The sequence below is a fragment of the Streptomyces sp. Y7 genome (assembly GCF_043195415.1).
Lineage (GTDB): Bacteria > Actinomycetota > Actinomycetes > Streptomycetales > Streptomycetaceae > Streptomyces.
This window is the reverse complement of sequence record NZ_JBIDDQ010000004.1, coordinates 341,711-355,333: the sequence shown is the minus strand read 5'-3', so window position 1 is coordinate 355,333 and position 13,623 is coordinate 341,711. Positions and strand designations below refer to the sequence as shown.

At 72.8% G+C, this 13,623-nt stretch carries 13 protein-coding genes; 6 read left to right on the top strand and 7 right to left on the bottom strand.

What is annotated here, in order from left to right:
• Nucleotides 1-63 precede the first annotated feature (63 nt).
• The 4 genes from pepN to ACGFW6_RS15085 form a co-directional block, all read right to left on the bottom strand.
• On the bottom strand, nt 64-2,571 hold the full coding sequence (gene pepN / locus ACGFW6_RS15100; protein WP_393508555.1) for an aminopeptidase N: 2,508 nt from the start codon (nt 2,569-2,571) through the stop codon (nt 64-66).
• A gap of 56 nt (nt 2,572-2,627) precedes the next feature.
• Nucleotides 2,628-3,164, bottom strand: a complete 537-nt coding sequence (locus ACGFW6_RS15095; RefSeq protein WP_393508552.1) for a two-component system response regulator — start codon at nt 3,162-3,164, stop codon at nt 2,628-2,630.
• 140 nt (nt 3,165-3,304) lie between these two features.
• Entirely contained in the window at nt 3,305-3,652 is a 348-nt protein-coding gene (locus ACGFW6_RS15090; RefSeq protein WP_393508549.1) for a chorismate mutase, read from the bottom strand.
• 11 nt (nt 3,653-3,663) lie between these two features.
• Complete coding sequence (locus ACGFW6_RS15085) at nt 3,664-4,563, bottom strand: helix-turn-helix domain-containing protein (RefSeq protein ID WP_393508831.1); 900 nt, start codon at nt 4,561-4,563, stop codon at nt 3,664-3,666.
• A gap of 88 nt (nt 4,564-4,651) precedes the next feature.
• Here ACGFW6_RS15085 and ACGFW6_RS15080 point away from each other — a divergent pair, with 88 nt between their 5' ends.
• Nucleotides 4,652-6,427, top strand: a complete 1,776-nt coding sequence (locus ACGFW6_RS15080) for a beta-galactosidase family protein (RefSeq protein ID WP_393508546.1) — start codon at nt 4,652-4,654, stop codon at nt 6,425-6,427.
• Nucleotides 6,428-6,448: 21 nt separating this feature from the next.
• On the opposite strand, the gene ACGFW6_RS15075 is transcribed toward ACGFW6_RS15080, so the two are convergent.
• Nucleotides 6,449-7,246: a S1 family peptidase gene (locus tag ACGFW6_RS15075; protein ID WP_393508544.1), complete on the bottom strand. Its 798-nt coding sequence runs from the start codon at nt 7,244-7,246 to the stop codon at nt 6,449-6,451.
• A 161-nt stretch (nt 7,247-7,407) separates the two neighbouring features.
• Between ACGFW6_RS15075 and ACGFW6_RS15070 the strand changes: the two genes are divergently transcribed.
• Nucleotides 7,408-8,304 carry a hypothetical protein gene (locus ACGFW6_RS15070; protein ID WP_393508541.1) on the top strand — a complete coding sequence of 299 codons (897 nt, stop codon included), beginning with the start codon at nt 7,408-7,410 and terminating at the stop codon, nt 8,302-8,304.
• 119 nt (nt 8,305-8,423) lie between these two features.
• Here ACGFW6_RS15070 and ACGFW6_RS15065 read toward each other — a convergent pair whose 3' ends face one another.
• On the bottom strand, nt 8,424-9,329 hold the full coding sequence (locus ACGFW6_RS15065; protein ID WP_393508538.1) for an SDR family oxidoreductase: 906 nt from the start codon (nt 9,327-9,329) through the stop codon (nt 8,424-8,426).
• 1 nt (nt 9,330) lies between these two features.
• Nucleotides 9,331-10,071, bottom strand: a complete 741-nt coding sequence (locus ACGFW6_RS15060) for an SDR family oxidoreductase (RefSeq protein ID WP_393508535.1) — start codon at nt 10,069-10,071, stop codon at nt 9,331-9,333.
• A gap of 54 nt (nt 10,072-10,125) precedes the next feature.
• Between ACGFW6_RS15060 and ACGFW6_RS15055 the strand changes: the two genes are divergently transcribed.
• Genes ACGFW6_RS15055 through ACGFW6_RS15040 form a run of 4 tightly spaced genes read left to right on the top strand, consistent with a single transcriptional unit; the run spans nt 10,126 to nt 13,537 of the window.
• The gene (locus ACGFW6_RS15055; protein ID WP_393508532.1) at nt 10,126-10,884 is read left to right on the top strand and encodes an enoyl-CoA hydratase family protein; all 759 of its coding nucleotides are present in this window, start codon (nt 10,126-10,128) and stop codon (nt 10,882-10,884) included.
• Nucleotides 10,885-11,730, top strand: a complete 846-nt coding sequence (locus tag ACGFW6_RS15050) for a CoA transferase subunit A (protein ID WP_393508529.1) — start codon at nt 10,885-10,887, stop codon at nt 11,728-11,730. It abuts the gene before it with no gap.
• Entirely contained in the window at nt 11,727-12,491 is a 765-nt protein-coding gene (locus tag ACGFW6_RS15045; protein ID WP_393508828.1) for a CoA-transferase subunit beta, read from the top strand. The genes ACGFW6_RS15050 and ACGFW6_RS15045 overlap by 4 nt, the downstream gene beginning before the upstream one ends.
• Nucleotides 12,491-13,537 (top strand): NAD(P)H-dependent flavin oxidoreductase, encoded by a 1,047-nt coding sequence (locus ACGFW6_RS15040; RefSeq protein ID WP_393508526.1) that lies wholly within the window; start codon nt 12,491-12,493, stop codon nt 13,535-13,537. Before ACGFW6_RS15045 ends, ACGFW6_RS15040 begins: the two co-directional genes overlap by 1 nt.
• Nucleotides 13,538-13,623: the final 86 nt, after the last annotated feature.

Genomic DNA, 13,623 nt, shown 5'->3' with positions numbered 1-13,623 from the left:
GTGTGCGGACTTCGGCGGAGTAAGGGGCGGCCGGCACGACCGGCGCCCCCTACGTCGGACGTACTAGCCCTTGTGGCCCTCCCGCACCCTCAACGCCCGTGCCAGGTCGTCGAGTTGGTCGGCGAGCCTGCGGCGCAGCGCCGGGATCGGCTCGCCGTCGCGCAGGCACTCCTCCCCCAGCCGCAGGGATTCGGCGTCCACGGCGTGCACCGGGAAGGCGTAGCGGCCGGCGGCGTCGGCGATGGCGGGGCCGCGGCGGGCGGCGAGGGCGAGGGCGTCCTTGTAGAAGCGCGCCACGTACGGGCCCACGAGGTCGGCCTGTTCGGGCTGCCAGAAGCCCTGGGCGGTCGCGGTGAAGAGGTAGTTGGACAGGTCGCTGCTCTCGTCGGTGGTGAACAGCGCCTCCCACGCCCGTGCCTTGGCCGCCTCGTCGGGCAGGGCGGCCCGGCAGCGGGCGGCGCCCTCCTGGCCGGTGGCGCTCGGGTCGCGCTCCAGCTCGGCGGCGATGGCGGCCTCGTCCACGGCACCGAGGACGGCGAGGCGGCCCAGGACCCGCCAGCGCAGCTCGGGGTCGAGCTCGGGTCCGCCGGGCACCGTGCCGTCGGCGAGCCAGGCGGCGATGGTGTCCGGATGGGCGGCCACGGAGATGAAGTGGCGTACGGCGATCAGCCGCAGGCCGGGGTTGTCGCCGTCCTCGGTGCGGCGGATCAGGTCGCGGCACAGGGCGGACAGCGTGGCCAGGGCGGCGGGCCGCTCCTCGGCGGGGAGGTAGCGGTCGGCGATCTGGCCGGTGGCGAAGGCCAGGACGCCCTGCACGACGGCGAGATCGGTCTCGCGGGGCAGGTGGGCGCGGGCGGCCTCCAGATAGGCGGTGGCCGCCAGTTCGCCGTCCCGGACCGCGTCGCGCAGGGCGTTCCAGACGACCGCGCGGGTGAGCGGGTCCGGCAGCCCGGAGAGGCGCTCACGGACGGTTGTGAAGGACTCGGCGTCGAAGCGGACCTTGGCGTAGGTCAGGTCGCCGTCGTTGAGCAGCAGCAGGGCCGGGCGCTTGCCGACGGGCAGCGGCGTGCTCTGCGGGACGTCGATCTCCAGGCGTTGGCGCAGGGTGAGCCGGCGCCCCGCGTCGTCGCCGAGGTCCAGGTCGTACAGGCCCACGGCGACCCGGTGGGGGCGGCTGCCCGCGTGGTCGACGGTGAGGCTGTAGGTGCCGTTGTCGCCGCGTGCGACCTGCGGGGTGAGGGTGTCGACGCCGGTGGTGCGCAGCCAGTTGTCGGCCCAGTCATGGACGTCGCGGTCGGTCGCGGAGGCGAGGGAGTCGATGAAGTCGGCGAGGGTGGCGTTGGCGAACTTGTGCCGGGCGAAGTGGGTGTTGATGCCGGCGAGGAAGTCCTTCTCGCCGAGCCAGGTGACCAGCTGGCGCAGCGCGGAGGCGCCCTTGGCGTAGGAGATGCCGTCGAAGTTGAGCATGGCGGAGGCCGTGTCGTCGACTGCCTCGGGGGCCACGGGGTGGGTGGAGGGCCGCTGGTCGGCGTCGTAGCCCCAGGACTTGCGGGCGACCCCGAAGTCGGTCCAGGTGTCGGTGAAGCGGGTGGCCTCGGCGCAGATCTGGTAGCCCATGTACTCGGCGAACGACTCGTTCAGCCAGATGTCGTCCCACCAGCGCAGGGTGACGAGGTCGCCGAACCACATGTGGGCCATCTCGTGGGCGATGACCATGGCGCGGGTCTGCCGCTCGGTGTCGGTGACGGCGGAGCGGTAGACGAACTCGTCGCGGAAGGTGACCAGGCCGGGGTTCTCCATGGCGCCGGCGTTGAACTCGGGGACGAACGCCTGGTCGTAGGAGTCGAAGGGGTAGGGCTCGTCGAACTTCTCGTGGAAGCGGTCGAAGCACTGCCGGGTGACCTGGAAGAGCTCGTCGGCGTCCGTGTCCAGGTGCGGGGCCAGGGAGCGGCGGCAGTGGAGGCCGAAGGGCAGGCCGCGGTGCTCGGTGCGCACGGAGTGCCAGGGGCCGGCGGCGACCGCGACGAGGTAGGTGGAGATCAGCGGGGTGGGCGCGGCCTGCCAGTGGCCGTCGCCGGTGTGCTCGGTGCGGCCGTTGGCGAGGACGGTCCAGCCCTCGGGGGCGGTCACGGACAGCTCGAAGACGGCCTTGAGGTCGGGCTGGTCGAAGGCGGCGAAGACGCGCTGGACGTCCTCCATGAACAGCTGGGTGTAGAGGTAGCTCTCGCCGTCGGTGGGGTCGGTGAAGCGGTGCATGCCCTCGCCGGTGCGGGAGTAGCGCATGGCCGCGTCGATCCGCAGCTCGTGCTCACCGGCGGCCAGGTCCTTCAGGGGCAGTCTGTTCCCGTCCAGGGTCTGCGGGTCCAGGGGCCGGCCGTCCAGCGTCACGGAGCGCAGCTCGGCCGGCTTGACCTCGACGAAGGTGTCCGCGCCGGTGCGCGCGGTGAACGCGATGACGGTGCGGGAGTCGAAGGTCTCGTCCCCGGTCGTCAGGTCGAGTTCGATCGTGTAGCGGTGGACGTCGAGGAGCTGGGCACGAGTCTGCGCTTCGTCGCGCGTGAGTACGGACATGCACGACATGCTGCCTGATGCCGCTGACCAGGCACAGGGGTGGATCACTACGTGCGCTATGTCCGGTTCTTCGCGGCGGGGCTGTCGCGCTGGGGCGGGAGGCGTGTGTCCGGGTGGGGCAGAGCGGGGCGCCGGCGCGGCTCCGGGGCGTCGGCGGGACCCTTGACCAGGGCCCGTAGCGCGCGGACCTCCTCCTCCAGGGCCCGTTGGCGCTGATAGGCGTCGTAGAGGTAGCGGACCTTGGTGCGCAGCACCCAGGGGTCGGTGGGCTTCAGGACGAGGTCGGCGACGCCGAGCCCGTAGGCGGTGGCGGTCAGTTCCTGGTCCGCGCCGAAGCCCGTGAGGAGGATGACCGGAATGTTCTGGGTCTGCTCGACGCGCCGCATGTACCGCACCACGTCCAGTCCGCTGACGCCCGGCATGCGGACGTCCAGGAGCAGCAGGCCCACCTGGCCGCGGAGCACCTGCTTGAGCGCCTCGTCTCCGCTGGTGGCGCGGGCGAGCCGGTAGCCCAGCGGGGCCAGGGCGCTCTCCAGGGCGTACAGCGTCTCCTCGTGGTCGTCGACGATGAGGATCTTGGCATCCGACGGCATGGCCCGACGTCCCTCCCGCGTGGACATCCTGGGTATGTCCGGGGGTGCTGACGGAGCGTGCTCGTCAGCCTGCATGCGGTGCACAGCGCAGCATGCACCGCGCGGGCCGCCGTGTCACCCCCCGGGCCGGTCGGCCGGCGTCAGTTCGCCGTGGGCGCAGCGTCGTTGACGGTGTCCTCGGCGATGCTCTCGTGGTGCCTGATCACCTCGGCGATGATGAAGCCCAGGAACTTCTCGGCGAACGCCGGGTCGAGCTTGGCGTTCTCGGCCAGCATGCGCAGCCGGGCGATCTGCCGGGCCTCCCGGGCCGGGTCGGCCGGCGGGAGGGCGTGGCGGGCCTTGAGGTGGCCGACCTGCTGGGTGCACTTGAAGCGTTCGGCGAGCATGTGGACGACGGCCGCGTCGATGTTGTCGATGCTGTCGCGCAGCCGGGCGAGCTCCTCACGGACCGCGGGGTCGACATCGCCTGGGGACGTGTTGCTGGTCATGAGCGCTCAGCCTACGGGGCCGTCTCGGTCGTCGTTCGGCCGATCACCGGTGGATCGTCGGGATCGGGGACCTGGTTGCTCCAGCCGCCGGGCACGGCGCGGCTCTGCCGGCCGCGGAAGCGGACCGGTGCCATGCCGACCCGGCGCGTGAACAGGCGGGAGAAGTAGGCGGGGTCGTCGTAGCCGACGCGGCGGGCGACGGCGGCGACGGGCAGGTCGGTGGCGGCGAGGAGTTCCTTGGCGCGGCCCAGTCGGATGCCGAGCAGATAGTCCTTGGGGCTGCATCCCGCGGCCCTGCGGACGGCCGAGCGCAGTTCGGCCGGGGTCATGCCGTGCCGGGCGGCGTGGTCGGCGACGGTCAGCGGCAGACAGGCGTCGCGGGCGAGGACCTTCAGGACCGCCTCGCCGTCGGGGGCGAGGTCGGCGCGGGCGCGGCGCAGGGCGACGAGGAGTTCGTGGACGGCGGCGCCGGTCTCGACCTCCAGCAGGGGGCTGTCGCGGCGCGCGGCGCGGGCCATGCGCCCGATGACGGCACGCGGTCCCGCGGCATCGGAGAGGGGCACCACGGGGCGGTCCGGCTCGATGTAGCCGAGTTCGGTGTACGAGGCGGCGGCCGGCCCGGCGAAGTCGACGAAGCCCTCGTCCCAGCCGGTGCCCGGGTCGGGGGCGTAGTGGTGCGGGACGCCGGGGGTGAGCCACAGCAGCGCGGGCGCGGTGACGGGTGTGCGGCGGCCGTCGGGGTCGGCGTACCACCCGGTGCCGGTGCTGATGACGACGGCGACGTGGTGGTCCAGGACCCGGGGGCCGACGGTGGGCAGGGCGCCGTACTGGAGGCCGACGCCGAGGCAGACGAGGCCGAGGCGGTGGTGGGCGGGGCCGGGCGTGAAGAACCGCATCCAGGTGTGGTAGATGCCCGTACCTCCCGTCGATCGCTTCGGTCCAAGCAGCGCCGATCTTTGTCCATGGACCCTGACCTGCGCCAGGGGCGAGGGTGGGCGCATGAGCGAGTTCACGGTGGGGGACGAAGACTTTCTGCTGGACGGCCGGCCGGTGCGGCTGCTGTCCGGCGCGCTGCACTACTTCCGGGTGCACGAGGCGCAGTGGGGGCACCGCCTCGCGATGCTGCGGGCGATGGGCCTGAACTGCGTGGAGACGTACGTGCCGTGGAACCTGCACGAGCCGGCGCCGGGGCGGACCCGGGACGTGGCCGCGCTGGGCCGGTTCCTGGACGCGGCCCGGGAGGCCGGGCTGTGGGCGATCGTGCGGCCGGGGCCGTACATCTGCGCCGAGTGGGAGAACGGCGGGCTGCCGTACTGGCTGACGGCCGAGGTGGGCGCACGCGCGCGTACCTGTGACGAGCGCTTTGGGGAGCACGTGTCGAACTGGTTCGGGCGGCTGCTGCCCGAGATCGCGCCCCGGCAGATCGATCGCGGCGGACCCGTGATCATGGTGCAGGTCGAGAACGAGTACGGCAGCTACGGCTCGGACGCCGCGTATCTGCGCCGCCTGGCCGGTCTGCTGCGTGAACTCGGCGTCACGGTCCCGCTGTTCACCTCGGACGGCCCCGAGGACCACATGCTCTCCGGCGGCTCGGTCCCCGGGATCCTGGCGACGGTGAACTTCGGCTCGCACGCGCGCGAGGCGTTCGAGACCCTGCGCCGCCACCGCCCCGAAGGGCCGCTGATGTGCATGGAGTTCTGGTGCGGCTGGTTCGACCACTGGGGCGGCGAGCACACCGTGCGGGATCCCGGGGACGCGGCGGCGGCCCTGCGCGAGATCCTCGAGTGCGGGGCCTCGGTCAACCTGTACATGGCGCACGGCGGCACGAGCTTCGCCGGCTGGGCGGGCGCCAACCGGGGCGGCGGCGCGCTGCACGACGGGCCGCTGGAGCCCGATGTGACGTCGTACGACTACGACGCCCCGATCGACGAGTACGGCCGCCCCACCGAGAAGTTCCGGGCCTTGCGCGAGGTACTCGCCGCGTACGCCGACGGCCCGCTGCCCGAAGTCCCGCCCGCACCGGTGCCGTTGGGCGCCCCGGCCGAGGCCGTCCTGACCGGCTGGGCGCCCCTGCCGGACGTACTGGAGACGCTGGGCGGCCCGGAGGCGTCCGGTCCCGTCCCGGCCACCTTCGAGGAACTGGGCATCGAGCGGGGCCTGGTGCGCTACGAGGTGACGGTGCCGGGGCCGCGCGAGCCGTATCCGCTGTCGGTGCGCGGGCTGCGGGATCTCGCCGTGGTGTACGTCGACGGGGAGCGGGCCGGGGTGCTCACCGAGGAGGAGCCGTGCCTGAAGGAGCCCGTCGCCGGGCACGCGCGCGTGGAGCTGTGGGTGGAGTCCCTGGGCCGGGTCAACTACGGGCCGCGGCTGGGCGAGTCCAAGGGGATCACCGGGGGTGTCCTGCACGAGCGGCAGTTCCTGCACGGCGTACGCGCGCGTGGGCTGCGGCTGGAGGCGCTGGACGACGCCGAGGCGGTGCGGGCGGTGCCGTCGCGGGAGCTGCCCGAGGACGGTGCCCCGGGGCTCTACCGGGGCACCGTCACGGTGCGGGGCGCCGGTGACGCCCGCCTTGAGCTGCCGGGCTGGACCCGCGGATTCGTGTGGATCAACGGCTTCGGTCTGGGCCGCTACTGGTCCGCGGGCCCGCAGCGCACCCTGTACGTGCCGGGGCCCGTGCTGCGCGAGGGCGGCAACGAGCTGTGGGTGCTGGAGCTGGAAGGGACGGCCCGGACCGGGCCCGGCGAAGCCGGAACCCCGGTCCTGCGGGCCGTCTGACGACCATGCCGCGGCGGCTGCCTACAGGGCGGCCGCCGCGCGGGCGATGTCGCTCGCGAAGTGGCTGACCTCGGTGTAGATGCCGGGCACACCCGGGCGGGCACACCCGTCGCCCCAGCTGACGATGCCGACCTGGATCCACTTGCCCGCGTCGTCCTTGCGGAACATGGGACCGCCGGAGTCGCCCTGGCAGGTGTCGATGCCGCCGCTCTGCAGGCCGGCGCACAGTTCCTCCTTCGACACGAGCCGGTTGCCGTAGTGGCGCTTGCACACGCGGTCGGCGACGAAGGGAACACTGGCCTTACGGAGCTTGGTCGTGCCCGTGTTGGCCCCCTCCTCGGTGTCGCCCCAGCCCGCGATCGTGAAGGTGCCGCGGTTGTACTGGTCCGTCGTGGCGATCTTCAGCGTCGGCTTGTCGATGGGCCGGGCGAGCTTGATCAGCGCCCAGTCCTTGCCGTTGCCGTTGTAGCCGGGGGCGACCTTGACCTTCTTCGACTTCACCTTGATCGCGGCCGAGGAGTTGAGGTCGTTGACACCCGCGGTGACCGTGATGCTGGTGTTGTTGCCCGAGCCCTCCATGCAGTGGGCGGCGGTCAGGACGACGTCCTTCTTGTAGAGCGCCCCGCCGCAGCCCATGGAGAGGTGGACCATGAACGGGAACTCGTTCTGCGCGGCGGCCGTTCCCCCGACGATACGGGTGGACGCGGCCTGCGCGCTGACCGGCTGGAGGGAGGCGACCGCGAGCGCGACGGCGCCGACCGCGGCGGCTCTCTTCGCCAGCGAGATGCCGGTTCTCCGGGATATGTGATGGCTCAACATTCGTCCTTTCGTGGGGGGTTGAGCGATCCCGGAGTATGAAGATCAAGGGGGGTCCATGGCAAGGACGGATCTCACGGCCCGGGCATGGAACCTCACCAGGGAAAATCCCCTCACATCCCCGTAGAGTGGAATCGGTTTCCAGGCGTCTTGGGGGTACGGGCGTGGCGAACGGCGGACCGGTCCAGCACGGCTTCCCGCACCTGGAGACGGTGCGGGCCTCGATCACCGCGCTCTACAGACGGCTCTCGTACGACACCGTCCAGACCTTCGCGACCAGCGTGGCCCCGGCCGACGTGGCGTTCTGCGACACGGACGACCTTCATCTGGGCGCGCAGCGGGTGGCCCGTGAACTGGTGCGGCACTACCGGCTGCCGGACGCCCGGCTGATCGTCGGCTTCCGGGAGATGAGCCATGCGGCGAACGTCGAACTCGCCGCCGGACCCGAGTACTTCGTCGAGCTGAACGACCGCTTCCGCACCCATCGCCGGGACATCGGCGCGGCCCTCGCGCACGAGGTGACGCACGTCTATCTGCACCGCCTCGGCCTGTCCTTCCCGGGCACCCGCGACAACGAGATCCTCACGGACACGGTGACCACGTATCTGGGCGCGGGCTGGCTGCTGCTCGACGCGTACCGCGAGGACTCGGCGTCCTCGCAGAAGCTGGGCTATCTGACGCCGGAGGAGTTCGGGTACGTCCTGGCCAAGCGGGCGCAGGTCTTCGCCGAGGACCCGTCGATCTGGTTCACCAGCCCGCAGGCGTACACGGCGTACGGGAAGGGCGTGGCGCAGGCCCGGCGCGACGAGCAGCAGCCTCCGCTGACGGCGGCCGGGTGGGCGGGGCGCCGGCGGTACGCGCGGGACCGGCGGCATGCGCAGGACCATCAGGAGGCCGGTCCCCAGGCCGGGGTTGCCTATACGTTCACGCCGGACGGGCACGGGCCGTTGCGGGTGTCGTTTCCGTGTCCCACGTGTCAGCAGCGGATCCGGGTGCCGGTGAAGGGGCGGGTGCGGGCGCGGTGCGGGCTGTGCCGGACGGTGCTCGAGTGTGACACCTGAGCGCCTGACGGGGTTGCCGCTTTGTGTCGTCGGGCGGCTGCGGGTCCTGCGAGGCTGGTCGCGCCCACGCGGCGGAGCCGCATACTGATACAGCCCCGCGCCCCTTCACGGCGTTCGGGTCAGGCCCCGTATACCGGTCCCGGTGTCTCCGCCTCCCCCAGCAGCTTCAGTGCCGTATCTCCGGCCTCCTGCGGCGTCCACCTCGCCTCCTTGTCCGCCGTCGGGCCTGCCCGCCATCCCTCCATCACCGTGATCCGGCCGCCCTCCGCCTCGAACACGCGGCCCGTGACCCCGGCGCTCGCCTCCGAGCCCAGCCAGACGACCAGCGGGGAGACGTTCTCGGGGGCCATGGCGTCGAAGCCGGAGTCGGGGGCGGTCATCGTGTCGGCGAAGGCGCGCTCCGTCATGCGGGTGCGGGCGGCCGGGGCGATCACGTTGACCTGGACGCCGTAGCGGGCCAGTTCGGCCGCCGCGACCAGGGTGAGGCCGACGATGCCGGCCTTCGCGGCGCTGTAGTTCGCCTGCCCGACCGAGCCGAGCAGCCCGGCCCCGCTGCTGGTGTTGACGATCCGGGCCGCCGGGGCGCGGCCGGCCTTCGTCTCCGCCCGCCAGTGCGCGGCGGCGTGCTTCAGGGGGAGGAAGTGGCCCTTGAGGTGGACGCGTACGACGGCGTCCCAGTCGTCCTCGTCGAGGTTGACCAGCATCCGGTCCCGCAGGAACCCGGCGTTGTTGACGAGGGTGTCGAGCCGCCCGTACGCCTCCAGCGCGGCGGTCACCAGGGACGCGGCCCCGGCGCTCGTCGCCACGTCGCCGCCGTGCGCGATCGCCTCGCCGCCCCCCGCGCGGATCTCCTCCACCACGCGCAGGGCCGGACCGTCGGCGGCCGGTGTGCCGTCGAGGCCGACGCCCAGGTCGTTGACGACGACCCGCGCCCCCTCGGCGGCGAAGGCGAGCGCGTGCGCGCGGCCGAGCCCCCGGCCCGCCCCGGTGACGACGACGACCCGTCCCTCGCACATCCGGCTCATCTCATGCCTCCTTGTTGACCGTTGCGGCGTCCAGGAACGCGGGCTTCTCGCCCCCGCCGTGCACATGCAGGCTCGCCCCGCTGATGTAGGCGGCGGCGTCGGAGGCGAGGAAGACGGCGGCCGCGCCGACGTCGGCCGGTTCGGCGAGGCGACCGAGCGGGACGGTGCGCGAGACACCGGCGATACCGTCCTCGCCGCCGTAGTGGAGGTGGGACAGTTCGGTGCGGACCATGCCGACGACGAGGGTGTTGACGCGCACCCGCGGCGCCCACTCCACCGCCATCGAGCGGGCCAGGTTCTCCAGCCCGGCCTTGGCCGCCCCGTACGCCGCCGACCCTGGTGAGGGGCGCCCGCCGCTGACGCTGCCGATCATCACGACGGACCCCCGCGAGCGCTCCAGGTGCTCGTGGGCCGCCAGGGACGCCGTCAGCGGGGCGACGAGGTTCAGCTCGATCACGCGCGCGTGCCGCTCGGCGTCCGCGTCCGTCAACCGCCGGTACGGTGTGCCACCCGCGTTGTTGACGAGCACGTCCAGCCGGGGCAGCGCGGCGAAGAAGTCCCGTACGGCAACCGGGGCGCGCAGGTCCAGCGGCCTGAACTCGGTTCCGGCGAGCGGGACTTCGGGCGGTCTGCGGGCGCAGACCACGACCCGCGCACCGGCCTCGGCGAAGGCCCTCGTCACCCCCGCGCCGACGCCGCGGGTACCCCCCGTGACGACAACGACCTTCCCGTCCAGCCCCATCGGCGGCTACCCTTCACCTAACAAACGTTTGGTGGAAAGGTAGCTGATGCGGCCATGGGTGTCTCCACCTCGTCCCCGGAAAAGGGGTCCGAAGATGAGGGAATCGCCGTCGTCACGGTCGACTTCCCACCGGTGAACGCCCTGCCGGTGGCCGGCTGGTTCGCCCTGGCCGACGCGGTGCGGGCGGCGGGCCGCGACCCGGAGGTCCGGTGTGTCGTCCTCGCGGCGCAGGGGCGTGGCTTCAACGCCGGCGTGGACATCAAGGAGCTCCAGCGGGACGGGAACGACGCGCTGATCGGCGTCAACCACGGCTGCGCGGACGCCTTCGCGGCGGTGTACGCGTGCGAGGTGCCGGTGGTGGCGGCGGTGCACGGCTTCTGTCTGGGCGGCGGCATCGGCCTGGTGGGCAACGCGGACGCCATCGTGGCGAGCGAGGACGCCGTCTTCGGGCTGCCCGAGCTGGACCGGGGCGCGCTGGGCGCGGCCACCCATCTCGCCCGCCTGGTCCCCCAGCATCTGATGCGCGCCCTGTACTACACCTCGCGCACGGCGACCGCGGCCGAGCTGCACGCGCACGGCTCGGTGTGGCGGGTGGTGCCGCGCCCGGAACTGCGCGCCTGTGCGATGGAGTTGGCGCGCGAGATCGCCGCGAAGGACGGGCGGCTGCTGCGCCTGGCCAAGGCCGCGATCAACGGCATCGACCCGGTCGACGTCCGCCGCAGCTACCGCTTCGAGCAGGGCTTCACCTTCGAGGCGGGCCTCAGCGGGGTCGCCGACCGGGTCCGGGACACCTTCGGAAGGGACGGTGGCTGAGTGAGCGACAAGAGGACGACCGCGGACGAGGTCGCGGCGCGGCTGCGCAGCGGGATGACGCTCGGCATCGGCGGCTGGGGCTCGCGCCGCAAGCCGATGGCCCTGGTGCGCGCGGTCCTGCGCTCCGACGTCACGGACCTGACGATCGTCTCCTACGGCGGCCCGGACGTCGGCATGCTGGCCGCCGCGGGACGGATCCGCAAGCTGGTCACCCCCTTCGTCACCCTCGACTCGATCCCGCTGGAACCGCACTACCGGGCGGCCCGTGAGCGCGGTGCCTTCGAGCTCATGGAGATCGACGAGGCGATGTTCATGTGGGGCCTGCACGCCGCCGCGAACCGGCTGCCGTTCCTGCCGGTGCGCGCCGGGCTCGGTTCGGACGTCATGCGGGTCAACCCCGGACTGCGGACCGTGACGTCGCCGTACGACGACGGGGAGACGTTCGTGGCCGTGCCCGCCCTGCGGCTGGACGCGGCCCTGGTCCACGTGGGCCGCGCCGACCGGCAGGGCAACGGCCGGTACCTGGGCCCCGACCCCTACTTCGACGACCTGTTCTGCGAGGCCGCGGACACGGCGTACGTCTCGTGCGAACGGATCGTCGACACGGCCGAGTTGACCAAGGAGGCGGCCCCGCAGTCGCTGCTGATCAAGCGGCACACGGTGACGGGGGTCGTCGAGGCCCCGAACGGCGCGCACTTCACGTCCTGCGCCCCCGACTACGGCCGTGACGAGGTGTTCCAGAAGGCGTACGCGACGACGCCCTGGGCGGACTTCGCCGCACGGTTCCTCGGCGGGGACGAGCAGGCGTACCAGTCGGCGGTCAGGGAGGGGACGTGGCGGGCATGACGGAGTCCGGCGGTGGAGTCGCCGAGGCCGGCGGCGCCGGGTCCGCGCCGGCCACCCGAGCCGAGACGTGCGTGATCGCGTGCGCCGAGGCATGGCGGGACGCCGGGGAGGTGCTGGCGAGCCCGATGGGCCTGATCCCGTCCATCGGGGCCCGGCTGGCCCGCCTCACCTTCGCGCCGGACCTGCTGCTGACCGACGGCGAGGCACTGCTGGTCACCGCGGACGGCACCGTCGAGGGCTGGCTGCCGTACCGTCAGCACCTCGCCCTGGTCACCGGGGGCCGGCGGCACGTGATGATGGGCGCGAGCCAGATCGACCGGTACGGCAACCAGAACATCTCGTGCATCGGCGACTGGGAGCGGCCGAAGCGGCAGCTGCTCGGGGTGCGCGGAGCACCGGTCAACACGCTGAACAATCCGACGAGTTACTGGGTTCCCAGGCACTCCCGGCGGGTCTTCGTCGAGAAGGTCGACCTGGTGTGCGGGGTGGGACACGACCACGCGGCGGGCGCCCGGTACCACCGCATCCCCCGTGTCGTCTCCGACCTGGGCGTCTTCGACTTCGCCACGCCCGACCGCTCGATGCGGCTCGCCTCGCTCCACCCGGGCGTCACCGTGGAGCAGGTCGAGGAAGCGACGTCGTTCGACCTGGCCGTACCGGACGACGTGCCCAGCACCCGCCCGCCCACCGCGGAGGAACTGCGGCTGATCCGCGAGGTGATCGACCCGGACAACACCCGCGCCAGGGAGGTCGGTGCCTGATGGAGACGCCGCTGACCCGGCTGGTCGGGGTGCGCCACCCGATCGTGCAGACGGGGATGGGCTGGGTGGCGGGGCCCCGGCTGGTCTCGGCGACGGCGAACGCGGGGGCGCTGGGCATCCTGGCCTCCGCGACGATGACCGTCGACCGGCTGCGCACGGCGATCCGGGAGGTGAAGTCCCGTACGGACGCGCCGTTCGGCGTCAATCTGCGGGCGGACGCCTCGGACGCCGGCGACCGGGTCCGCGTCATGATCGAGGAGGGGGTCCGGGTGGCGTCCTTCGCGCTCGCGCCGTCCCGTGAGCTGATGGCCGGGCTCAAGGACGCGGGCGTGGTCGTGATCCCGTCGATCGGTGCCCGGCGGCATGCCGAGAAGGTGGCGGCCTGGGGTGCGGACGCGGTGATCGTGCAGGGCGGCGAGGGCGGCGGGCACACCGGCGAGGTGGCGACGACGGTGCTGCTGCCGCAGGTGGTGGACGCCGTGGACCTACCGGTCGTCGCGGCGGGCGGCTTCTTCGACGGGCGGGGGCTGGTCGCGGCGCTGTCCTACGGGGCGGCGGGCGTGGCCATGGGCACCCGCTTCCTGCTGACGTCGGACTCGACGGTGCCGGACGCGGTGAAGGCGCGGTATCTGGCGGCGACCGTACGGGACGTCACGGTCACCACGGCCGTGGACGGCCTGCCCCACCGCATGTTGCGCACCGACCTGGTCGACGCGCTGGAGCGCTCCGGCCGCGCGCGGACGCTCCTCCAGGCGGTCCGCCGGGCCGCGGGCTACCGCAAGCTCTCCGGCACGAGCTGGCGCCGCATGCTCCTCGACGGCCGGGCGCTGCGGCACGGCAAGGACCTGACCTGGAGCCAGGTGCTGCTCGCCGCGAACACCCCGATGCTGCTCAAGGCGTCGATGGTGGACGGCCGCACGGACCTGGGCGTGATGGCGGCCGGGCAGGTCGCCGGAGTGATCGACGACCTGCCGTCGTGCGGGGAACTGGTGGAACGGATCATGAAAGAGGCGGAGGAGACACGGCAGCGACTGGCAGAACTCTGACGGCACGGCCCGTGAGCGCCGCCAAAGGGGCGCGGGGCTGTATCGACATGCGGCTTCGCCGCGTGGGCGCGACCGGCCACCGCGGA